20 protein-coding genes and 2 pseudogenes are annotated in these 23221 nt (G+C 56.4%); 10 read left to right on the forward strand and 12 right to left on the reverse strand.

Annotation, left to right across the window (positions count from 1 at the left end; translation table 11 throughout):
• Window positions 1–21: 21 nt before the first annotated feature.
• Window positions 22–765, reverse strand: a complete 744-nt coding sequence (gene rpsB, locus HO274_RS06690) for a 30S ribosomal protein S2 (protein WP_031597808.1) — start codon at window positions 763–765, stop codon at window positions 22–24.
• A gap of 152 nt (window positions 766–917) precedes the next feature.
• On the opposite strand from rpsB, the gene map reads away from it, so the two are divergent.
• Together map and HO274_RS06700 are read left to right on the forward strand one after the other, a co-directional pair.
• The gene (gene map / locus HO274_RS06695) at window positions 918–1715 is read left to right on the forward strand and encodes a type I methionyl aminopeptidase (RefSeq protein ID WP_273117912.1); all 798 of its coding nucleotides are present in this window, start codon (window positions 918–920) and stop codon (window positions 1713–1715) included.
• 2 nt (window positions 1716–1717) lie between these two features.
• A complete protein-coding gene (locus tag HO274_RS06700; protein ID WP_273117914.1) occupies window positions 1718–4312 on the forward strand; it encodes a [protein-PII] uridylyltransferase in 2595 nt (864 codons plus the stop codon).
• Here the strand turns inward: HO274_RS06700 and HO274_RS06705 are convergent.
• The 5 genes and pseudogenes from HO274_RS06705 to HO274_RS06725 form a co-directional block, all read right to left on the reverse strand.
• Window positions 4292–4831 (reverse strand): peptide deformylase, encoded by a 540-nt coding sequence (locus tag HO274_RS06705; RefSeq protein WP_273117921.1) that lies wholly within the window; start codon window positions 4829–4831, stop codon window positions 4292–4294. The genes HO274_RS06700 and HO274_RS06705 overlap by 21 nt on opposite strands.
• Window positions 4832–5698, reverse strand: a complete 867-nt coding sequence (gene galU, locus HO274_RS06710; RefSeq protein ID WP_031597804.1) for a UTP--glucose-1-phosphate uridylyltransferase GalU — start codon at window positions 5696–5698, stop codon at window positions 4832–4834.
• Window positions 5698–7719: an NAD-dependent DNA ligase LigA gene (gene ligA, locus HO274_RS06715; protein ID WP_273117926.1), complete on the reverse strand. Its 2022-nt coding sequence runs from the start codon at window positions 7717–7719 to the stop codon at window positions 5698–5700. Before ligA ends, galU begins: the two co-directional genes overlap by 1 nt.
• 13 nt (window positions 7720–7732) lie before the next feature.
• A complete protein-coding gene (locus HO274_RS06720; protein ID WP_082783150.1) occupies window positions 7733–8770 on the reverse strand; it encodes a cell division protein ZipA C-terminal FtsZ-binding domain-containing protein in 1038 nt (345 codons plus the stop codon).
• A 7-nt stretch (window positions 8771–8777) separates the two neighbouring features.
• Window positions 8778–8993, reverse strand: a pseudogene (locus HO274_RS06725) (hypothetical protein); the annotation flags it as partial.
• 189 nt (window positions 8994–9182) lie between these two features.
• Between HO274_RS06725 and queF the strand changes: the two are divergent.
• Genes queF through prmB form a run of 5 tightly spaced genes read left to right on the forward strand, consistent with a single transcriptional unit; the run spans window position 9183 to window position 13685 of the window.
• Window positions 9183–9611, forward strand: coding sequence for a preQ(1) synthase (gene queF, locus HO274_RS06730; protein WP_031597800.1), 429 nt, complete (start codon window positions 9183–9185; stop codon window positions 9609–9611).
• Complete coding sequence (gene dapC / locus HO274_RS06735; protein WP_031597799.1) at window positions 9608–10804, forward strand: succinyldiaminopimelate transaminase; 1197 nt, start codon at window positions 9608–9610, stop codon at window positions 10802–10804. The genes queF and dapC overlap by 4 nt, the downstream gene beginning before the upstream one ends.
• A gap of 14 nt (window positions 10805–10818) precedes the next feature.
• A complete protein-coding gene (gene dapD / locus HO274_RS06740; protein ID WP_273117933.1) occupies window positions 10819–11643 on the forward strand; it encodes a 2,3,4,5-tetrahydropyridine-2,6-dicarboxylate N-succinyltransferase in 825 nt (274 codons plus the stop codon).
• Complete coding sequence (dapE, locus tag HO274_RS06745) at window positions 11644–12777, forward strand: succinyl-diaminopimelate desuccinylase (RefSeq protein ID WP_273117936.1); 1134 nt, start codon at window positions 11644–11646, stop codon at window positions 12775–12777.
• The gene (gene prmB / locus HO274_RS06750) at window positions 12774–13685 is read left to right on the forward strand and encodes a 50S ribosomal protein L3 N(5)-glutamine methyltransferase (protein ID WP_273117938.1); all 912 of its coding nucleotides are present in this window, start codon (window positions 12774–12776) and stop codon (window positions 13683–13685) included. The genes dapE and prmB overlap by 4 nt, the downstream gene beginning before the upstream one ends.
• Here the strand turns inward: prmB and HO274_RS06755 are convergent.
• The 4 genes and pseudogenes from HO274_RS06755 to HO274_RS06770 all read right to left on the reverse strand — a co-directional run bounded on the left by HO274_RS06755 (window position 13615) and on the right by HO274_RS06770 (window position 16860).
• The gene (locus HO274_RS06755) at window positions 13615–14469 is read right to left on the reverse strand and encodes a pseudouridine synthase (RefSeq protein WP_273117940.1); all 855 of its coding nucleotides are present in this window, start codon (window positions 14467–14469) and stop codon (window positions 13615–13617) included. The genes prmB and HO274_RS06755 overlap by 71 nt on opposite strands.
• A 22-nt stretch (window positions 14470–14491) precedes the next feature.
• Window positions 14492–14644, reverse strand: a pseudogene (scpB, locus tag HO274_RS13540) (SMC-Scp complex subunit ScpB); the annotation flags it as partial.
• Between the two features lie 140 nt (window positions 14645–14784).
• Complete coding sequence (locus tag HO274_RS06765) at window positions 14785–15987, reverse strand: tryptophan--tRNA ligase (protein WP_031597790.1); 1203 nt, start codon at window positions 15985–15987, stop codon at window positions 14785–14787.
• Window positions 15988–15990: 3 nt separating this feature from the next.
• Window positions 15991–16860, reverse strand: a complete 870-nt coding sequence (locus HO274_RS06770) for a 3',5'-nucleoside bisphosphate phosphatase (protein ID WP_273117945.1) — start codon at window positions 16858–16860, stop codon at window positions 15991–15993.
• Window positions 16861–17004: 144 nt separating this feature from the next.
• On the opposite strand from HO274_RS06770, the gene HO274_RS06775 reads away from it, so the two are divergent.
• The 3 genes from HO274_RS06775 to HO274_RS06785 are packed head-to-tail and all read left to right on the forward strand — an operon-like array spanning window position 17005 to window position 18691.
• Window positions 17005–17562 (forward strand): septation protein A, encoded by a 558-nt coding sequence (locus HO274_RS06775; RefSeq protein WP_031597787.1) that lies wholly within the window; start codon window positions 17005–17007, stop codon window positions 17560–17562.
• Entirely contained in the window at window positions 17559–17816 is a 258-nt protein-coding gene (locus HO274_RS06780) for a BolA family protein (protein ID WP_273117950.1), read from the forward strand. The genes HO274_RS06775 and HO274_RS06780 overlap by 4 nt, the downstream gene beginning before the upstream one ends.
• 41 nt (window positions 17817–17857) lie before the next feature.
• On the forward strand, window positions 17858–18691 hold the full coding sequence (locus HO274_RS06785) for a peptidylprolyl isomerase (protein ID WP_035417597.1): 834 nt from the start codon (window positions 17858–17860) through the stop codon (window positions 18689–18691).
• A 71-nt stretch (window positions 18692–18762) separates the two neighbouring features.
• Here the strand turns inward: HO274_RS06785 and purL are convergent, their stop codons facing one another.
• Together purL and HO274_RS06795 are read right to left on the reverse strand one after the other, a co-directional pair.
• Window positions 18763–22665, reverse strand: a complete 3903-nt coding sequence (gene purL, locus HO274_RS06790) for a phosphoribosylformylglycinamidine synthase (protein WP_273117954.1) — start codon at window positions 22663–22665, stop codon at window positions 18763–18765.
• 33 nt (window positions 22666–22698) lie between these two features.
• Window positions 22699–23154, reverse strand: coding sequence for a hypothetical protein (locus tag HO274_RS06795; protein ID WP_031597780.1), 456 nt, complete (start codon window positions 23152–23154; stop codon window positions 22699–22701).
• Window positions 23155–23221 lie beyond the last annotated feature (67 nt).

Here is a 23221-nt window from a genome sequence, read left to right on the forward strand (position 1 = left end):
GGGGCGTCAGTGCCCGACTCTTCAGACCTCGGATACGTCACTTTCCTCTTCGACAAATTCTTCCCCTGAAATGGCCTCGTTAAGGCTTTGGGCACGTCCTTCCAGAATGGCATCTGCTACCCCGCGGGCATAGAGTCGAATGGCGCGCGTCGAATCATCGTTCCCCGGAATGACATAATCAATGCCTTCCGTGGAGTTATTGGTATCCACAATGCCAATGATGGGAATCCCCAACTTGCGTGCTTCCACCACGGCATTTTTTTGATAGCCCACGTCAATCACGAACAATGCATCCGGCACACCATTCATGGACACGATCCCCCCCAGACTGCGCGCCAGTTTGTCTTTTTCGCGCTGATAGGTGAGAGCTTCTTTCTTGGACAAACGATCCATGGAACCATCTTCGATCATCAAGGAAAGTTCATTGAGACGCTTGATCGATTGCTTGACCGTTTTGAAATTTGTGAGCATCCCGCCCAACCAGCGGTGGTCCACAAAAGGAGACCCCGCCCGCAGCGCTTCCTCGCGCACGATATCGCGAGCCTGACGCTTGGTCCCCACAAACAGGATCGACTGATTATTGGCAGACAAACGACGCACAAAGTTCATGGCTTCCTGATAAAGAGGAAGGGTCTTCTCCAGATTGATGATGTGGATCTTGTTGCGGTGACCAAAAATGAAAGGAGCCATCTTGGGATTCCAGTAACGGGTCTGGTGTCCAAAATGAACTCCGGCTTCCAGCATTTGTCGCATGGTGACTGACATGGTAAAACTCCTGATCGAGGGTTGAGCCGCCGCCGGTCCATTTCACCTTTTCCAAGGCACCCTGTGTTTTAACCGGCGTGTGAAATTGCTATAAAGCCCTTTATGATACCATCCCGACTTCATAATAATCAACCAAGCCAAATTCCGAACTCATGTCTTCTTCTGCAGTCACTCTGAAAAATTCCGAAGAAATTCACAAAATGCGTATCGCCTGTCGCCTCGCCGCCGAAGTGCTGGACTACATTACGCCCCACGTGGTTCCGGGCGTCACCACCGACCATTTGGATCGCCTGTGCCATGACTACATGCTCGAGGTTCAACACACCATCCCGGCCCCTCTGAATTATGCGCCCAAGGGACATCGGCCCTATCCCCGTTCGATTTGCACTTCGGTCAACCATCAGGTCTGTCACGGCATTCCCGGCGACCGCATCCTCAAGAATGGAGACATCGTCAATCTCGACATCACCGTCATCAAGGAAGGATTTCATGGGGATACCAGCCGCATGTTCTGCGTGGGAGAGATCAGCAAACAGGCCCGCCGTCTTTGCGACCTGACTTATGAATCTCTCTGGCACGGCATCCGGGCCGTCGCTCCAGGCCACCATCTGGGAGACATCGGCCATGCCATTCAGACCTTTGCCGAAAAAGCGGGGTACAGCGTAGTCCGCGAGTTTTGTGGTCACGGCATCGGGCGTCACTTTCACGAAGAACCTCAGGTCCTCCATTACGGCAAAAAAGGCAGCGGCTTGCGCCTCGAAGCCGGCATGATTTTCACCATCGAACCCATGATCAATGCCGGGCGGCGGGATATCCGACCATTGGGCGATGGCTGGACCATTGTCACCGCAGATCATAGCCTGTCTGCCCAGTGGGAACATACGATCCTGGTAACACCAGAGGGGTTCGAAGTTCTGACCCTCTCTTCCGGAACACCTCCCGCCCCCTGACCATGCACGCCACTGCCACGCTCAAATCCCAACTTCAAAAGAAAAGAGCCGAACTTTTTGAAGCCTACCTGCGCCAACCCTCCCCTCGACGCCTGCTCAAGCAATGGTGTGCCGTCGTGGATGAAACCCTGCGCCAACTCTGGAGCACCCACGACTTCAAACAAGATGCCACCTTGGTGGCTGTGGGCGGCTATGGACGCGGGGAGTTGTATCCCTATTCCGACATCGATCTGCTCATCCTGTTGCCCGGTCAAGAAAACGGCTTCCTCACCCAACGCATCGAATCTTTCATTGGTACCCTCTGGGATATTGGACTGGAAGTCGGTCACAGCGTCCGCACCGAAGCCGAATGCCTGAAAGAAGCCGTTCAGGACCTGACCATCGCCACCAATCTGTCCGAACAACGATTTCTCAGCGGGAAACGACGGGCCCAACAGGAACTTTGTCAAAAACTTCCCGCCACTCTGGACCTGAACGCCTTCAGAGCCGGCAAGATCCAGGAACAGCGCCAGCGTCATCACAAACACCACGATACGGCCTTCAACCTGGAACCCAACCTCAAGGAAAGTCCGGGCGGACTGCGGGATCTGCACACCATTTCCTGGATCGCATGGGGAGCGGGGTTGAATCCTGGGTGGGCCTCTTTCACCCAGGCGGGACTGATCAGCGCAGCAGAAGCACGACAGGCCCGTACACGCTGGGGGTTTTTACAGGATTTGCGGATTCGTCTGCAGGGTCTTGCGCAACGCCGCGAAGACCGCCTCCTCTTCGATTATCAGACCTCCCTCGCGCTTCAGCTCGGTTGGCAAGACAGCGCACAACGACGCGCCAGCGAAGGGTTGATGCAAGCCTACTACAAAACCGCCAAATCCGTTCTATTGATGAATGCCATTCTAGTGGAGCAAATTGAGGCACGCACCCGCCCTGTGCACCTACCTCCGGTTCTCTTGCAAGATCCCTTCGTACGACAGGGAGATTTGCTGGGCACCATCCCCGGTACCCTTCTGGATCAGAAACCGGAACTCCTCTTCAATGCCTTCCTTCTTCTCCAGCAATACCCTGACCTGCGTGGTTTCACACCCGATGTTCTGCGTGCCGTCTGGCGGGGAAAACGCCACATCAATGCGGCTTTTCGTTCCAACCCGGTGCATCAGCAGCAGTTTCTCGAAATCCTCAGGCAACCGGCACGAACCGCCGATGTCCTGAAACGCATGAATTATCTGGGGGTTCTGGGACGTTACCTGCCCGCCTTTGGACGCATCGTGGGGCAAATGCAGCATGACCTGTACCATGCCTATACCGTGGATGAGCATACTCTGAAGGTCATCCGTAACCTGCGTCGCTTTGCCCTGCCCCGTTTTAATCATGAATTCCCTCTCTGCTCCACCCTGATGCAACAATTTGACCGGCCTGATCTGTTGATCCTGGCGGCACTTTTTCATGACATTGCCAAAGGTCGGGGCGGAAATCATGCCCAACTTGGTCGTTCGGATGCCCTCTATTTTTGTCGCCAACACCATTTGCCCCGAACCGATACACAGTTGGTGGCCTGGCTGGTGGAACAACATCTCAATTTTTCTGCAGTGGCCCAGAAACAGGACCTTTCAGACCCTGCAGTAATCTGCCGTTTTGCGGAACAAACAGAAAACCTGCGTCGTCTGACTGCCCTCTACCTGCTCACCGTGGCCGATATCCGGGGCACCAGTCCCAAGGTATGGAATGCCTGGAAAGGAAAACTACTGGAGGATCTGTATCGCCTGACCGCACAGGTTCTGGAAGGAGAACAAACAACTCATGACGAACCCAGCACAAATCGCCAAACTCAGGCCCTGGAGATTCTGAAACACTATGGCTTGCAAGAGGTTTCCGAAGTAACCTTGTGGAAGACCCTGGAAGACGGCTATTTCCGACGCCATGAAATCCGGGACATCGCATGGCATGCCCGCAGTTTGCAAGGTTGCACCGGATCTTCGAAACCCCGGGTACGGGCACGTCTTTCACCGGTGGGGGAAGGATTCCAGGTTCTGATCTACAGCCCGGATCGAACCGGTTTGTTTGCCCACCTTTGCGAATACTTCGAGCGTTCCGGCCAAGCCATTGTTGCCGCCCGCATCCACACCACCCTGGATCAGCATGCCCTTGACACCTTTCAGGTGCTGCCCCACCACAACTCGGTGGAACATTATCGAACGCAACTCAAACGCATAGAAAACGAATTACAGGAACAACTGGATCATCCCGGTCCTCTTCCTACCCCGCGCAGGTCACGCCTGCCCCGTCAACTTCGCCATTTTCCCTATCCCGCGCGCATCCTGTTGGGAGATCCGGAACGCGATGGTCAGGTCCCCCTGACCGTGGTAGCCGGTGACCGCCCCGGCTTGCTGTACCGACTGGCCTGCGTTTTTCTGCGCCACGACATCGATCTGCACGGGGCCCGCATCAATACCTTGGGCGAACGGGTGGAAGACGTCTTTCTGATTTCTTCTCCACGCCTGGATAATCCGGCAGAACGCCAGTGTCTGCATGACGACCTGCTGCACGAAGTCTCTCAGGAACAGTCTCCCATGCCCACAGAATCAGTCACCGGCCGGACGTAGTTCGGGGTCGGGAAACAATTCATCGATGAAACCGAAACGGCTGAAATCCCGAATTCGACTGGGGTAGAGGATCCCGTCCAGATGGTCACATTCATGTTGTACTACCCGCGCATGAAAACCACTGACGGTTCGTTCGATCCATTCCCGCTGCAGATTCCAGCCCGCGTAATAAAGATGTTGGGCACGGGGAACCCAGCCACGCATCCCCGGGACGGACAGGCACCCTTCCCATCCCTCTTCCTGGTCATCCCCCAAAGGTCGCCAGACCGGATTGATGAGGAGGGTGCGGGGAATCGGCGCCGCATCGGGATAACGTGCACTGGCCTCGAAACCAAACAAGACGACTCTCCACCCCACACCAATCTGTGGCGCGGCCAGCCCCACCCCCTCCGCCTTGAGCAAGGTGTCTTCCAGATCCTGAACCAACTCGGGCAAGCAGGGCCATTCCTCCTCCGCCACCGACACAGCGGGAGAGCACAGGGCAGGATGGCCCATTCTCACAATAGGACGCACCGCCATTCAGGTTCGCTCTGCCAGCCAATGGGCAAAAGCAGTCCCGGTTTCTTCGTGGCGCAAACCATAGGTCACCGTTGCCTTGAGATAACCCAACTTGCTTCCGCAATCATAACGTACCCCCTCAAAGGGACAAGCCAGAACCATTTCACGCTCCAGCAGACGGGCAATCCCGTCGGTCAACTGAATTTCCCCGCCCGCCCCCGGTGCCACTTCGCGCAGGGTGTCGAAAACTGACGGGGTCAAAATATAACGCCCAACCACCGCCAAAGTTGAAGGAGCCCGATCCGGCGCGGGTTTCTCCACGATTCCCGTAACCCTCAAATACTCGCCCATCCCATGTTCCGTCTGGACGATACCATATTGTCCGGTCTGTGCACGGGGCACTTGCTGCACCCCCAGAACAGAGGAACCACTTTTTTCGTACCATTCCATCATCTGACGTAACACCGGAACCTTTGAATCGATCAAATCATCTGCCAGTACCACGGCAAAAGGTTCATCCCCCACCAAAGGCGCCGCACACAAGATGGCATGGCCCAATCCCAAGGCTTCCGGCTGCCGGACATAGGCACAACTTACCCCCGAGGGCGGCAGATTACGAACGATTTCCAACATTCGGTCTTTCCCCCGTTGAGCCAGTTCAGCCTCCAATTCATAAGCTTTGTCGAAGTGATCTTCTATTGCTCTCTTACCGCGACCCGTCACAAAAATCATTTCTGTGATGCCCGCCGCCACGGCTTCTTCCACTGCGTATTGAATCAATGGCTTGTCCACCACCGGCAACATTTCCTTGGGACTGGCCTTGGTCGCAGGTAAAAATCGGCTCCCCATTCCTGCCACCGGAAATACTGCTTTACGAATTTTTTTTATCATGCATTGATTTCCTTGAAAAGTTGATCCCACTGATCCTCATCAAGCATCGGGATGCCCAATTTTTGTGCCTGCGCGACCTTGCTGCCCGGATCCCGCCCCACCACCAGATAATGAGTCGAACGGGACAAACTGCCCACCACCTTTCCCCCGGCTTGCTCAATACGTTCCCTGGCTTCCTCCCGGGAATAACGGGCCAGAGTTCCGGTCAAGACAAAGGTCAAACCCGCCAAAACCTGCACAGCCTGCCGATTCCGGGTATTTTCGTACCAGTGGATACCCTGGGCACGCAGGTGCGCGATGATCTGCCGATTGCGTTCTCCGGAAAAAAATTCTCGCAGGGATTGGGCTACCACGGGACCAATCTCCACCACTTCCTGCAAACGGGTTTCGTCGGCTTCCATCACGTCTTCCAGCGTCCCGAAATGAAGTGCCAGATCCTGGGCCGTGCGTTCGCCGATCTGGCGAATTCCCAAGGCGAACAGAAACCGTGCCAAGGTGGTTTCCTTGCTACGTTCCAGGGATTGCACCAGATTTTCTGCGGATTTCATCGCCATGCGGGGCAATGAAGCCCATTGTTCGAGGGTCAGGCGGTAAAGATCGGCAGGTTCCGTCACCCAGGCGCGTTCCACCAGAGCATCCACCAGTTTCTCACCCAGTCCTTCCACATTCATGGCACGTCGTCCGACAAAATGCAGTAATGCCTGCTTGCGTTGAGCCGGGCAGTGGAGGCCTCCACTACAGCGCCAGGAAATTTCCTCCGGAAGCCGTCGCGCTGGACATCCACATACCGGACAGGTGAGGGGCATCTCAAAAGCCACTGTGTCTGCAGGGCGAAGTTCCCGAACCACCCGTACCACTTCCGGAATGACATCGCCTGCACGGCGGACCCAGACCTGATCTCCCACCCGGATATCCTTACGACGAATTTCCTCGTCATTATGCAGGGTTGCGCGCATTACCGTCACTCCCCCCACGAATACGGGCTTCAAATGCGCCACAGGAGTCAACGTACCGGTACGCCCCACTTGAACCTCGATGGCTTCCACCGTACTCAATGCCTCTTCGGCAGGAAACTTGTGCGCCAGAGCAAAACGCGGCGCACGGGTGACAAACCCCAACCTCTGCTGGGCAATGCGTGCATTGACCTTATAGACCACCCCATCCACTTCGTAAGGCAGGGAAGCGCGGCGCGCGCCCAGATTCTCAAAAAACGCCCGGAGCCCGCTTTCGCCCTGGACCACCTGGACCTCTTCTGCCACGGGAAACCCCAGCGTGCCCAGCCAACGCAGTAACGCATCCTGATGATCCGGCAGTTCATAGCCAGGAGAGACTCCGCCCACACCATAAGCCAGAAAGACCAGGGGACGACGGGCCGTTTCTGCCGGGTCCAGTTGGCGCAAAGCGCCTGCGGCGGCATTGCGCGGATTGACGAAGGCTCGTTCTCCTGCCCTTGTCTGACGCTGATTGAGTTGTTCGAAGTCCTTCTTGAGCATCAGGACTTCTCCGCGCACCTCCAACCACTCTGGCCAGGGTTCAGAACCCTGCATACGCCGGGGAATACTTTTCACCGTCATCAGATTGGCAGTTACCTCTTCTCCCTTCTCACCATCGCCGCGCGTGGCACCCTGCACCAGAGTGCCCCCACGATACAACAGGTTGATGGCCAGACCATCGAATTTTGGCTCACAACAATAGGCCACCGCCTCCACGCCCAATCCCATTCGAACCCGCCGATCAAATTCCTGGAGATCGTGAAAATCAAATCCATTATTCAGACTCAGCATGGGTTCACGGTGGCGAACCAGGCGCACGTTGCGGCGCAAATCCAGAGATCCCACTTGCTGAGTGGGGGAATCCGCCCTGACCTGATCAGGATGCCGGGCTTCCAATGCCGCCAGTTCCCGATACAGCGCATCATATTCCGCATCGGGAATCGTGGGCGCATCGAACCCGTGGTATTCCTGATTGTAATGCTTCAGTTTATCCTGCAGTAGATGCAGACGGGCAACTTCATCCATGTGCCCCCCCCCTTCAGGAAAAGAAACGCCGTGCCAGCGTACTGCCGCAGGGAATCCCCTGAGTTTCCAAAGTCCCCATCACCTGAGCCAGTTGCTTCTCGATGGTGGTGCATTGACGCACCCCCAGACGTTCTCCCTGATCATCCACCACCTCTCCTTCCAGCACCAGGGCAAGCCGTTCAGCCACCGCAAACATCTCTTTGAAAATCGTCACAGGATCCGGTACACGCACCACTTCCAATAACAGGGTCACGGCGCTGATGGGTTCATGATCCAGATTCACGGGTAGGAAAGGGGCACCATCCTGACGAATCAAGGTGAAGCGATCCTGTCCATCCGCCGTACGGGCATGGCATCCCCCATCCTCACCCAAACTTATTCCTTCCTGCGTCAAATATTTCAGGAGCCGTGACCCCAGAGGACTTTTGATGGGAGAAAAGCGGACATTGATTCCCACGATGATATCTACCTGTTCACAGAATCGATCCAGTTGTTGGGCACGTTCCGCCGCCTGGCCCACTTCTCCAGGCTCGATGGTTGCCCCCAGATGACTGGCGAGGGCACGCATTTCATCTGCAAAGAGCGTGAGTCTTGCCTCACTGATCCGTCCTGCCCGACTAACCAGAGGCAACAGCCCATGACACTGCTCAAAATTCACGCCCCCCTGAGTTGTCACGTCCATCCATTGTCCCTGATGCTGTCCTACCCAACGCAATCCCTGGGTCATCAAGCGGGATCGATGAATGGCTTGGCGCAGGTCATTCCCGGTGAAATGCCCCCGCAATACCACGTCGTATTCAAAACGAAGATCGGGAGCCTGGGCAAGGCTCGTGGAACCCTGATCCGTGGAAACAGGGATTTCGCCCAATTTTGGTTCCTCGCGAACGGCAATTTCGGATACCTCATCCAGCAAAGGATCATGAACCGAAGTCGGAATCAAGTCCCGGGTCAACCGCTGCTGGCGTTGCTCCTGCCAGCGTCCCCACAATACCACTCCCACTACCAAGGCCAAAGCCGATACCCCAGCCATTATCCGCAATTCACTCATCATGCCTTCCTCAAAGGATCACTTGTTCCGTCAAACGCAGGGCTTCTTCCACATCCACTGCCACCATACGCGATACCCCGGATTCTGCCATAGTAATGCCAATCAACTGTTGTGCCATTTCCATTGCTACCTTGTTGTGGGTGTTAAAGAGAAACTGGGTATGCTCGGACATCCTCTGCACCATGCGCGCAAAACGCTCGGTATTCGTATCATCCAGAGGCGCATCACGCCGACGCACCGTGGTCTCGTTGATGGTGTAACGGGACACCCCGTTGCCCGGGAATCGGGATATGAACCGCATCGGCAAAGGATTTGAAACCCGCCAGTTTAATGTGTTTGAGATGCACTAAATGCGCTGCTGTCCACAAAGAAGTTAGAATAAGAAGATTCTACTCCATCAGACAGGATCTCCCCAATGCCCGCACAACCCAGTCGTACTCTGGAAACCTTCCCGAATCCAAGTCCGGAACGGGATTACCTGATTCATATGGAACTGCCCGAATTCACCTGTCTGTGTCCCAAGACCGGGCAACCCGATTTTGCCTGGTTGAGTCTCGACTATGTCCCGGATCAGACCAATGTCGAATTAAAGAGCCTCAAACTGTATCTGTGGTCTTTCCGAAATGAAGGGGCCTTTCATGAAGCCGTGACGCAACGCATTCTCGATGACCTGGTCGCAGCGACACAACCCCGTTTCCTGCGTCTCTTGAGTCGCTGGAACGTGCGCGGCGGCATCTTTACCCACGTACTGAGCGAACACCGTCAGGAAGGGTGGCAGCCCCGTTGTTCTTTGCCGCCAGTGCACTTTGCAGGCGCGACTCCCTGGGCCCCTCCTCTGGCATGAACCCTCGTCTTGACACACTTCAGCCCTATCCTTTTGAACGCTGGCGAAGCCTGATCGGAGCGCAGTCTCCCTGCCCCGATCATACCCCCATCGCACTGTCCATCGGAGAACCCCGTCATCCCACTCCACGTTTCATTCAGGAGGCGCTGTGTGCGCATCTGGACGAACTGGCCCGCTACCCGCAGACCCTGGGTTCCCAAGTGTTGCGCGAAACCCTGGCAGGCTGGCTGGAACATCGTTTTCACCTCCCCCCCCTGGATCCGGATACGGAAATACTGCCCACATTGGGCAGTCGTGAAGCCCTGTTTTCCCTTACCCAAACCCTGCTCGACCCGGGGGCTGAAGAAAGGGTGGTCTGTCCCAACCCTTTTTACCAAATCTACGAAGGAGCCACATTGCTGGCGGGAGGACGTCCCTACTTTGTCAATGCCGACCCCGCTCAAGGGTACCGCATCGATTACAGCCAGGTTCCCGAATCCGTCTGGACCCATACCCGTCTGGTCTTTATCTGTTCTCCTGGTAACCCCACCGGAGGAGTCCTGAGCATGGAGGAGTGGACCCGGCTGTTCGCCCTCTCTGACCGGTATGGGTTCACCCTCGTGAGCGATGAATGCTATTCGGAAATCTACCCTCTGGACAGTGCACCTCCGCTGGGTGGACTGGAAGCTGCCCAGCGTCTCGGTCGTTCGGGTTATCCGCGCCTCCTCGTCATGGGCAGCCTGTCCAAACGCTCCAATGTTCCGGGATTACGCTCGGCCTTCGTGGCAGGAGATCGGCATTTGCTCAGGCGGTTTGCGCTCTATCGTACCTATCATGGCAGCGCCATGAACCCGGCGGTACAAGCGGCCAGCGTGGCGGCCTGGCGGGACGAGACCCATGTTCAGGAAAACCGCCGGCTTTACCAGGCAAAGATGACCCGGTTCTACGACTGTGTTCACCCTCACCTCCCTTTGGTACGACCACAGGCCGGTTTCTACTACTGGGTTCAGGTCCCTGGTTCAGATACGGACTTTGCACGCGCCCTCTATTTGAAACGTAACGTTGCAGTCCTGCCCGGCAGTTATCTGGCACGAACTGCCCACGGCTTCAACCCCGGAACCGGACAGGTGCGTATTGCCCTGGTGGGATCCCTCGAAGAAACCGGGGAAGCGATTGAACGTCTGCTCGACTTTCTTGCCCATTACCCCTCCTGAGGAGAATTTACCCCATGTGGTCTGACGCACAAACCTTGATCGAACATGCCTTTGAACAACGGGAGCACTGGAGTCCCAGCGCCCCCCCCGACGAACTGCACGAAACCATTGAACGAGTCATCACGGCTCTGGATCAGGGTCTTCTGCGGGTCGCCGAAAAAAAAGACGGAAGTTGGGTCACCCACCAGTGGATTAAAAAAGCCGTGCTTCTGTCTTTCCGTCTTCAGGCCAACCACCGTATGGATGGAGGGTTCACCCAATATTGGGACAAGGTGGACAGCAAGTTTGCGCACTACGATGATGCGGCCTTCTCTCTGGGCGGTTTTCGAGTGGCCCCACCCGCTCTGGTTCGGCGCGGCAGTTTCATCGCCCGCAATGTGGTGCTCATGCCTTCCTACGTCAATATCGGTGCCTATGTAGACGAATCCGCCATGGTTGATACTTGGGCAACCGTGGGTTCATGCGCCCAAATCGGCAAACATGTTCACCTGTCCGGAGGGGTTGGCATCGGCGGCGTTCTGGAACCGGTCCAAGCCAATCCCACCATCATCGAAGATCATTGCTTCATCGGCGCTCGCTCGGAAATCGTGGAAGGGGTCATCGTGGGTGAAGGCTCGGTCATCTCCATGGGCGTCTATATCGGCCAAAGCACAAAAATCTTTGATCGCGAAACCGGCATCGTCACCTACGGACAGGTTCCGGCCGGCTCCGTGGTGGTGTCTGGCAACCTTCCCTCCACCGATGGTAGTTACAGTTTGTACTGTGCGGTCATCGTCAAGAAAGTGGACGCCAGGACCCGTTCCAAAACCAGCATCAATGAACTGTTGCGGGGCGCCTGAATGACCGACCCCACTCTGGAACTCACCGCGGAATTGATCCGCCATGCTTCAGTGACCCCCGAAGATGGCGGATGTCAGGAACTCATTGCCCGTCGCTTGGCCCCTCTGGATTTCAAGGCCACCCCTCTGGACCGGGGCGAGGTCAGCAATCTGTGGCTGCGACGGGGAACCGGGTCCCCACTGGTAGTTCTGGCAGGACATACAGACGTGGTCCCCCCAGGCCCCGAATCCGGCTGGCATTCTCTCCCCTTCCTGCCGACGATACGAGATGGATTTCTGTACGGACGCGGCGCGGCTGACATGAAGACCTCCCTGGCAGCCTTTGTAACCGCCATCGAAAGCATTTTGAGTACTCACCCGGACCTGCCGGGTTCCATCGCACTGCTCCTCACATCGGACGAAGAAGGACCCGCTCTGGATGGCACCGTACGTGTGGTGGAATGGCTCGAGGAAACAGGGCAAATTCCTGACTATTGTCTGGTGGGGGAACCCACTTCCGTAGATCAACTGGGCGATACCATCAAAAACGGACGCCGCGGATCCCTGTCCGGCGTACTGACAGTACGTGGCACACAAGGTCACGTGGCTTATCCCCATCTGGCCCGTAATCCCATCCATCTGGCCGCCCCTGCCCTAGCCGAACTGGCCAGCACGGTATGGGATCAGGCCAGCAAAGATTTTCCTGCCACAACGTTTCAAATATCCAATCTGCAGAGCGGAACCGGTGCTGGAAATATCATCCCCGGTGAATTGACCGCCTGGTTCAATTTTCGTTTTTCCACCGCCAGTTCAGCAGATTCCCTGCAGGAACGGACACAGCAAATCCTGCAACGGCATGGTTTGGAGTTCGACCTGCAATGGTCACTGGGCGCTCAGCCCTTCCTGACACCGCAAGGCACTCTGGTTGCCGCAGTCCAAGAAGCGGTACGGCACGTCACGGGATTACACCCTACACTGTCCACCAGTGGCGGAACCTCGGATGGTCGCTTTCTGGTCACGCTGGGTTCCCAGGTGGTTGAACTGGGGCCTTGCAACAGTACCATTCACCAACGTAATGAATGCATTGCCAGCACCGATCCGGCCCGTCTGTCTGCCATCTACCAACGCTTGCTCCTGAATCTGCTGACCCCATGAATCCCTTTCCCAGTTCCCATGAAATTCTTCCCCTGAACACCCTGCGCGATCTATGGCGTTGGGGTGTCACGATCCTGCAGCGCAGCGGTGTGTTTTTTGGGCATGGTTATCCCACCCCTCAGGAAGAAGCAAGGCACCTGCTCCTGTTCAGCCTTTCCCTTCCCCGTGATCAGGACCCCACCCTTTGGCTCGATGCGCACATCCTGCCCCACGAACGAGAAGAATTTCTGGGCCTTCTCCAACGGCGCATCGAAGAACGCATTCCCGTGCCCTACCTGACCCACGAAGCTTGGCTCGGTCCGCACCGCTTTTACTGCGACGAGCGTGCCCTGATTCCCCGTTCTTTCATCGCAGAGGCGCTGGAAGATGCCTTGGTTTTCCTGATCGAGGACTTTCATACCCTGCAACGGGTGGCAGACGTCTGTACAGGAGGGGGCTCTCTGGCCATCCTGCTGGCGCTCCACTGCCCCGAGGCCCGTGTGGATGCTGCCGATATTTCCCCGGATGCCCTGGCGGTGGCTCGTCTCAACTGTGCCGAATACGGACTTTCAGCGCAGATCCATCTGTTTGAGGGAGACCTGCTCGAACCGCTGGAGGAAGGTATCTACGATTTGATCATTTCCAACCCGCCCTACGTCGATCAGGCCGCCATGGAAAACCTTCCTGCCGAGTACCGCCAGGAACCCATCGCCGCTCTGGCCAGCGGCATCGACGGACTGGATCATGTACGGAGAATCCTCACGACGGCCCACCGCCATCTCAGCCCAGAGGGCTGGCTGGTGGTGGAAGTGGGCCATCAGGCCGATGCACTGGAAGCCGCTTTTCCGCACTTGCCTTTTATCTGGCTCGATCTTTCCGCGGGGAACCGGTTTGTCTTTGCACTCCCGTACGCGGCCTTGGGGTCTTAGGACGCAAGTTGGGTTGCCCCGGTGCCCTCTTTTCTTCCTGAATGACCGGGGTCATCCCTGCCCAGTCCAGAACCCGTTGCACGGCGCGCGCATCCAATTCTTCGAAATGGCCCCGCTTGAGGCGGGGGGGTAATCCAATGAGTCCAAAACGAACGCGCATCAAACGCCCCACCATACACCCCAATGCGGCAAACATCCGCCGTACTTCACGGTTTCTTCCTTCCTTCAATACCACCTGATACCAGTGATTGGTCCCTTCTCCCCCCTGATCCCGAATGGCTTCAAAACGAGCCGGACCATCCTCCAACAAGATTTCATGACAGGACTGCTGCATTTGCAGGTCGTTCAATTCACCCACGACACGCACAGCATATTCCCGTTCAATTTCAAAACTGGGGTGGGTCAGGCGATGCGCCAAAGCGCCGCTGGTGGTAAAAATCAGAAGTCCGCTGGTGTTATAGTCCAGTCGTCCCACGCTGACCCATTTTTCCCCTTTGAGTTTGGGCAAGGTGGCAAACACCGTAGTTCTCCCATCGGGATCATCACGACTGACGATTTCACCCTCAGGCTTGTGGTAAAGCAGGATTCGAACCTGCGCTTCGGCAAACTTTAGCCGTACCGGCCGTCCCCGTACGGTGACCCGATCCCCAGGGCTCACCTGCGACCCCACCTGGGCCACTGCCCCATTCACCCGAACCTCTCCCGCTTCGATCAAAGTTTCCATTTCCCGCCGCGAACCGACTCCGGACTGGGCCAATACCTTATGTAAGCGCTGGGGTTCCATTTTCATTTCCTTCTGTGTGTCCATCCAGTGCAGGCAAATCGCGCAAGGTGCGCAGTCCGAGATGATCCAGAAAATTTCGGGTCGTACCAAACAGCGTGGGGCGCCCCGGTGTTTCCCGTTGGCCCACGGCTTCGATCCATCCACGTTCTTCCAATGTTTTGAGTATCGGAGAGGACGATAAATCCAGAGGCCCTTCAAACTGTTCGAGAAAAATTTCCAGGGCTTCGGGAGGGATATAGAGATCTTTGGGCCAGGCCGAGAAAAATGCTCCCTTGACCCTGGCCTCCGGATACTCGAAGGCCACCACTTCCTGGTTCATGAATACACCAGGCCCATGGCTTCACGGACATCACGCAGGGTATCGCAGGCCAGACGGCGGGCTCGCTCGCATCCATCCGCAATAATATTGCGCACCAGGGTGGGATCTTCCTGATACAACTGGGCCCGCTCACGCAAGGGACGCAATTCGAGAATGACCTGCTCGATGATCGGTTGCTTGCACTGAACGCACCCAATCCCGGCAGTCCGACATCCATCCTCCACCCACGTCAGGGTTTTTTCATCGCTGTAAAGTTTGTGAAAAGCATAGACGGGACAACGGGTTGGCTCTCCGGGATCCGTACGTAATTTTCTTGCTTCGTCGGTTTTCATGGTGCTGATCTTGTGGGCCAAAGCCTCTTCCGACAAACGCAGGGGCAGGGTGTTTCCGTAGGATTTAGCCATTTTTTGGCCATCCAGGCCTGGCAAGCGCGAGGCCTCGGTCAAGAGCGCCTGGGGCTCGGCCAGAATGGGCTTGGCATTCCCTTCCAGGTAGCCAAAAAGACGTTCACGGTCTCCCAGGGAAAGATTTTGAGCTTCGGCAAGTAAATCACGGGCCGCCAGCAACGCCTCTGCATCGCCCCGTTCCGTATAACGGGTGCGCAATTCCAGATACAGGCGTGACCTCTTGTTGCCCATCTTGCGTGCCGCTTCCAGGGCATTAGCTTCAAAATCCTTCTCACGCCCATAAAAATGGTTGAAACGGCGCGCCACTTCCCGTGCAAACTCGATGTGAGGTACCTGATCTTCGCCCACCGGCACCCGATTGGCGCGATACAACAGAATATCCGCAGCCTGCAGGAGCGGATAGCCCAGAAAACCGTAAGACGACAGGTCACGATCGGTTAGTTTCTGCTGCTGCTCCTTGTAGGTGGGCACCCGTTCCAACCATCCCACCGGCGTCACCATGGACAGAAGCAGGTGTAACTCCGCATGCTCCGGAACTCTGGATTGAATGAACAGGGTAGCCTGATTGGGGTCTACTCCGGCAGCCAGCCAGTCCACCACCATCTCCCAGACATGGTTCTCCAACCCCAGGGTAGAGTCGTAATGTGTGGTCAAGGCATGCCAGTCGGCCACCATGAACAGGCATTCGAATTCATGCTGAATCTTGATCCAGTTTTTCAAAACCCCGTGATAATGACCTAGGTGAAGTGCCCCTGTGGGGCGCATGCCCGACAACACGCGATCAGGATACATACATCAAACTCCCTGGAGTTCAGGATGAAAATAGTTGCTCAAGGACGGATCCTCCCAGACCGGATGACAATGCGCGGGCAAGGGGGGTAAACGCCCCGGCTCAAAACGACTTTCACCAGGACCATGGTAATCCGACCCTCGGGAGGCAAGTAATTGATGCTTGTTGGCCTGGTGCGCAAATTCATCGACTTGCTCACGGGTATGGTTGGCAGTCACCACTTCCAACCCGCGCCCCCCGGCCTCGACAAATTCATCGAGCAACTGTGCCAATTCCTTTCCAGACAAGGGATAACGGCCGGGATGCGCCAGGATCGCCAACCCATGGGCCGCCTGAATCCACGATACCGCATCCCCCAATTCCGCCCAAACATGGCTGACATAACCCGGCTTCCCTTTGACCAGAAAGCGCTTGAATACCGTGGCCACGTCCCGCGCCACCTTTTGCTCCACCAAATAACGCGCAAAATGGGGACGCGCCAGAATTTCCGGGTTATGCGCATGGCGTCGCGCGCCTTCCAGAGCCCCTGAAATTCCCGCGCGCGCCAGTTCATAGGCAATGCGTTCCGCTCGATCCTGACGCCCCAGACGAAGCTTGGCCAATCCCGCCTGCAAGACAGGAGTTGTACGCACCACCCCCAATCCCACTACGTGGATCGTGTGACGATTCCAGGTCACTGACACTTCCACACCCGGAATGAAGTCCAGCCCCAACTGAGTGGCCACGGCTTGAGCCTCGTCCAGTCCAGCCAAATTGTCATGATCGGTCAAAGCAAATCCCGTCACCCCATTGGCCACCGCCAACTCCACCACGGCGCGCGGTGTCAGGAGCCCGTCAGAAATCTGGGAATGGTTATGCAAGTCTATGTTTTTCATTAAAATAGGTAAGCCTTTAGGAGGACCATCATATCAAACTCCTCGATGATGCGCGAATCAACCTCATCCCACGATTCCACGGACTTAGATAACAAACTGTTTTTATGGTACATTGCTTTCATTCTCGACTTCTACTGCGTGCGTATGAAATTTCTGTTTGATATTTTCCCGGTGGTTCTGTTTTTCATCGCCTATCAGTGGGGGGGGATTTATTGGGCCACCGGTACGGCCATTGCAGCCAGCATCCTCCAGATCGGCAGTCTGCTCCTGTGCCGCAAACCCGTGGATCTCACCGCCTGGATCGGTTTCTCGGTCATCACGATCTTTGGCGGCCTGACTCTCTGGACACACCTGCACCCGATTCCCGGACTCGAAGCCACCGTATTCATTCGTTGGAAACCCACGGTTCTCTACTGGATCTTTGCCGCCATTCTGGCCTTGGGTCCCTTGTTACTCAAACGCAATCCGCTCAAAGCCGTTCTGTCCCACCAGATGCACCTGCCAGAACCCATCTGGACCCGTCTGAATCTGGCCTGGAGTTTCTTTTTCATGGTACTGGGACTGCTCAACCTTTATGTAGCCTTTTCCTATCCTGAGGCCATCTGGGTCAAATTCAAGGTCTTTGGACTAATGGCCTTGATGGTGGTCTTCGTGATCGCCCAGGGAATTTATCTCTCTCGCTTTCTCGAGGATCGCACATGACTTCCACGGCAGAACAGATCCGCGCCTGCCTGATTCATCTTTCCCCGTCAATCCTGGAAATAGAGGATGACAGCGCCCAGCATCTGGGTCATCCCGGCGCACGGGAGGGTGGGGGGCATTATCGGGTAAGGATCGTGGCAGAAGCCTTTCGTCATCGTTCCCGCCTGGAGGCTCACCGCATGGTTCACACCGCACTGAGTTCTCTGATGAGCAAAGAAATTCATGCCCTGCAACTTGACGTGCAGAGCCCCTGAGTGTAATTATCTCCCCCTCCCTCCTAAAAGGAATGTCATTGATGAAACTGAAGCAAACCCTCCTGTCCCTGACACTGGTTGGTGGATCTTTGGCCTTGACCCTCGCCTATGCCGAGCAAAGTCAGCCGACCTCCCCTAATTCATCCGCAGTTTCCAGCGCTCCGCTTGTGGTCAACGGCAGCACCATTCCCAGCGCACGCATCAAACTCGTCACCGATATGCAGATCGCTCAGGGACATGCCGCAGGTCCCGAACTGGATCATGCCGTACGCGACAATCTGGTGGCTTTGGAATTGATCAATGATCAGGCGCGCAAAGAGGGTGTTACCAAGGACCCTAATCTGCAAGCCCAAATCGACCTGATGCGTCAACAACTCACGGTCCGAGCCTTCCAGTCTCGCTGGATCAAGGACCACCCGGTGAGCGATCAGACCATTCATGCCGACTATGACCGCATGAAGGCCGAACTGGGGGATCACGAATACTTGACCGAGCATATTCTGGTTGCCAAGGAAGGAGATGCCCAGAAAATCATCGATCAACTCAAAAAAGGCGCCAGTTTTGAGAAATTAGCCAAGGAAAACAGTATCGATCCCGGCTCCAAGGCCAATGGCGGAAAGTTGGATTGGGCTGCTCCCGCCACCTACGACAAGAACTTTGGCGACGCCATGGTCAAATTAAAGAAAGGCGAAACTTCCACCACCCCGGTGAAATCGCCCTTTGGTTACCACGTCATCCGCGTACTGGACATTCGCCCCCTGAAAGCCCCTCCCTTTGACGAAATGAAGGGTCGCCTGGCTCAGGCGCGGGAACAACAGGCTTTTGGCGAGTATATCCAGCAATTGCGCAGCAAAGCCAAGGTGGAAGGCGAGTAATCCTTGTTTAATCCGCGCCCGGCCAGTGGGTCGGGCGGTGCCCTGAAAACACGGGCTTTCCTGGGAGCAGACTAGCCCAGAAAAGCCCGTGCGTTTCGAAACATGCGCATCCATGGGCCATCCTGACCCCATTCCATGGCTTTCCAGGACCCTTGCACGGAACGAACCAATCTTTCCGGATGCGGCATGCAAATGGTAAACCGGCCATCGGGCGTCGTCAGTCCGGCAATCCCCTCCGGCGAACCGTTGGGATTGGCGGGATAGGTTTTGGCGAGTTGCCCATCCCCCTCCACATAACGCAGGGTCACCCAGGGGCGTGCAGCGATTCGTTGCGCTTCACCATGAAATTCTGCCCGTCCCTCGCCATGGGCTACCGGCACGGGAATTCGGCTTCCTGCCATACCCTTCAAAAAGAGCGAAGGCGTATCCAGCACTTCCACCATGATCAGTCGTGCCTCAAACTGCTCCGAACGATTGCGCTCAAATCGAGGCCAGTGGGAAGCTCCCGGAATCAGGGGAGAGAGCACACTCATCATCTGACACCCATTGCATACGCCCAGTGCAAACGTATCACTGCGCTGAAAAAAGGTCTCGAAACGTGCCCGCATGGCTTCATCGAACAGGATGGATTTTGCCCAGCCCCCGCCAGCTCCCAGCACATCGCCAAAAGAAAATCCGCCACAGGCAGCAAAACCTGCAAAGGACTGAAGATCCTGACGACCGGAACGCAGGTCATTCATGGGCACATCCACCGCATCGAACCCCGCACGATCAAAAGCCATAGCCATTTCCACCTGTCCATTGACTCCTTGCTCGCGCAGAATCGCAACACGGGGCCGGGCTCCCTTGAGGAGGTAAGGAAGAGCGATATCCTGATCCGTCCCATAAGTGAGTGCGCTAGATAACCCTGCCTCCTGACCAATCCGAGCATGGGCTTCTGCCGCACAGTCTGGATGATCCCGCAATTGCTGGATGCGAAAAGAGGTTTCCGCCCAACGACGATGCAAATCCGATACCGCTTCATCCAGCCAAACCTGGTGTCTCCACTGAATTCGAAAGCGTCCGCCCTCATCGGGAACGCCCAGAAGGTACGCGGCTTCGGCCAATCCATGGCGCGCCAGCGTTTCCTTGAATAGAGCCCGGTGCACCTGACGCACTTGAACCACCGCCCCCAATTCCTCGTTGAAGCAGAACGCCCACCCTTGTTCAGAAGGGACTCCTGCCCCAAGATCGAGGGTCATCCCCCGCCTTGACGCAAATAACATTTCAAGAAGCGTGACCACCACCCCCCCATCGGATCGATCATGGTAGGACAAAATGATGTCCGCCTGACGAAGCGCCTGCAAAGACTCAAAAAACCCTTTCAGTAATGCGGGATCTTCCAGATCCGGTGCCTGATGGCCCACCTGCCCATACACCTGAGCCAGTGCACTTCCTCCCAGACGTTGACGACCCAGGTCGATCAACCATAACTCCGTGGGCTCCGCATCCGAATTCAGTTCCGGGGTCCAGGTGGTCCGAATATCTGCACAGCGGGCAAAAGCCGTCACCACCAAGGACAGCGGAGAGGTTACCTGCTGCATCGACCCCTGATCATCTTGCCAGCGCGTGCGCATGGACAGAGAATCCTTTCCCACCGGGATACTGACCCCAAGGGCGATACACAGGTCGCGAGTAGCCCGTACCGTATCAAAGAGCTGGGCATCTTCTCCGGGCGCTCCGGCCGCTGCCATCCAGTTGGCGGAAAGTCGCACCTGTTCCAAAGAAACCTGTGCAGCAGCCAGGTTGGTGAGAGCCTCTCCCACGGCCATGCGCCCGGAAGCCGGACCAGAGAGGAGCGCCAGGGGTGAGCGTTCGCCCAGGGCAAAGGCTTCCCCTCGCGTATTCACAAAATCTGCCGCCGTCACCGCCACATCCGCCACCGGTACCTGCCACGGCCCGACACAAGGGTCACGCGCACAGAGTCCCCCCACCGTCCGATCCCCGATGGTAACGAGAAAAGTCTTGTCTGCTACGGCGGGCAAATGCAGGACGCGGGTCAACGCTTCCAGGAAGTTCTCGGCCACGGGCGGCAATTCGAGTTCTGTCAGGAGCCGACTTTCGTGTACGACAGAACGTATCATACGGGGAGGTTTGCCCAGCAGTGCTTCCAGTTCCATGTGGACCGGTATCTGACCCAGAAGGGGATCCTCTACCTGCAGAAGTTTCTCCCGGGTCCCCTTACCCACGACGGCAAAGGGACAGGATTCCCGGGCGCAAAGCGCAGAAAACTCTTCCAGACGGAGGGGATCGATGGCCAGAACGAACCGTTCCTGGGCCTCGTTACTCCAGATTTCACGGGGCGACATCCCCGGCTCCAGGGAAGGAATCCGGCGCAGATCGAAGTGAGCACCCACTCCTCCGTCGTGAGCCAATTCAGGGAAAGCGTTGGACAGACCGCCCGCTCCCACATCGTGAATGGCCAGGATGGGGTTGTGCTCCTCCATCTGCCAACAACGATCGATCACTTCCTGAGCCCGGCGCTGCATCTCCGGGTTGGCCCGTTGCACGGAATCAAAATCCAGGGCTTCCGTATTGGCGCCACTGTGCACCGAAGAGGCCGCTCCACCACCCAAGCCGATACGCAGACCGGGTCCCCCCAGTTGAATGAACAAACAACCCGGATCAAGGGGACGTTTGAAAGCCTGTCGGTCATCGATGGCACCCAGTCCACCAGCCAGCATGATGGGTTTGTGGTACCCCCAGCGCTGCCCCTGTACCCAGGCATCGAAGGTACGAAAGAAGCCGGCCAGTTGAGGGCGACCGAATTCGTTATTGAAAGCAGCACTGCCCAGAGGCCCTTCGATCATGATGGAAAGAGCGGAGGCCATGCGGGCGGGCTTGCTGTCCGTACCCGACTCCCAGGGTTGGGCAAAATTGGGCAGATGGAGATTCGAAACGGCAAATCCGCTCAATCCGGCCTTTGGCTTGGCCCCTCGACCGGTAGCAGCTTCGTCCCGAATCTCTCCACCACTGCCCGTTGCAGCCCCCGGAAAGGGCGCGATGGCGGTGGGGTGATTGTGCGTTTCCACCTTGATGAGGGGGTGGGTCAACTGGGAATGAAAGTGATAAATTCCGGAATCCGGTTCCGGATAAAAACGTTCACTCTCCCCCCCCTGCAGGATGGCAGCATTATCGGCGTATGCCACCACGGTCCCTGCGGGGTGAGCCGCATGGGTCGCCCGAATCATGGAAAATAACGACTCCGTCTGAGGTTCTCCATCGATCACCCAGGAGGCATTGAAGATCTTGTGTCGGCAATGTTCGGAATTGGCCTGGGCAAACATCAATAATTCCGCATCTGTCGGATCCCGTCCTGCGGTTTGGTAGAGTTTCAATAGATAGTCGATTTCATCTTCCGCCAAGGCCAAGCCATAGTCTCCATTGGCTGCTTCCAGGGCCCCTCGTCCTTGCCCTTGAAGAGGGATGGAAATCAGGGGCTGAGGCGCCTGAAGTTCGAACAGGCGTTTGATTTCAGACATATCCCCCAGGACCGATTCGGTCATGGAGTCATGCAACTGAATCCGCACCCCGTCCTGTTCCCCGGTCGTCAATGCACGTCTTGCCCATACCTGAATCAAAATGCCGCGCTCGATCCGGTTGACCTCGCTCAAACCACAACGCTGGGCGATTTCCGTGGCCTTGCTCGACCAAGGGGAGAGGGTACCCAAACGCGGAACCACCCATAGTTTCAATTCAGGCTCATGGTGTGGGCCGGAAGTATCCTCGCTTTCCCTGGATCCATAGGTCAGGAGATCTTTCAGACGTCGGTGCTTTTCTTCATTCCAGGCCCCTGCCACCTCCGCACAGTGAAAAAAGTTTGCCTCCAAATGAATCACAGGGATCTGTTGTGCCTGAAACCGCGCCAACTCGCGCGTCACACGAAATTTGGAAAGGGCACGAGGGCCAGGCAGGGTAACCAGGGAAGAGGTCATGGGCGGGGACCCTCAGAGGGAATAAACCTCCAATTATAACGGATGCCGCAACAAGACCCGCAGTTTACGCAATTTTTCCGGGGCAGCACTCTGTTCATCCAAAACCACGGGTTCCGCATACCGCCCTGTTTCCTCACGCCAATACAGAATGACGAGAAAGGGACTCACTCGGCATCCCACGCCTACCCGTCCACGCTGCCGCTCCCCAGAACAGCGATGCACCAGCACCTCGCCGCGACAGGACAAATCTAGGCGATTCACTGCGTGCTGGCTTCGCTTTGCCAAAGAACGTGCTTCCCATCCAGCAATCAATCCTTGCACACAGCCCCCAAAACAAGCCAGAATCCCCAAACGGGCGGTACAATGGCAAAGGGTCCAGAGTCCCACCAGATTGCCCAGACTCCAAGGAACCCACAAGAAACCTGCTGGCCCGAGAATGACCCGGACCATGCCGGCGCTTTCCAAACCCTCTGCACTTGAAGAAGTCATGCTCCTCCCTCCGTGGATCAAAGCATAACAACGGTGGAGCGAAGCATGCTCAAGAACACTTAGGATA

Source organism: Ferrovum myxofaciens (assembly GCF_013181415.1).
Lineage (GTDB): Bacteria > Pseudomonadota > Gammaproteobacteria > Burkholderiales > Ferrovaceae > Ferrovum > Ferrovum myxofaciens.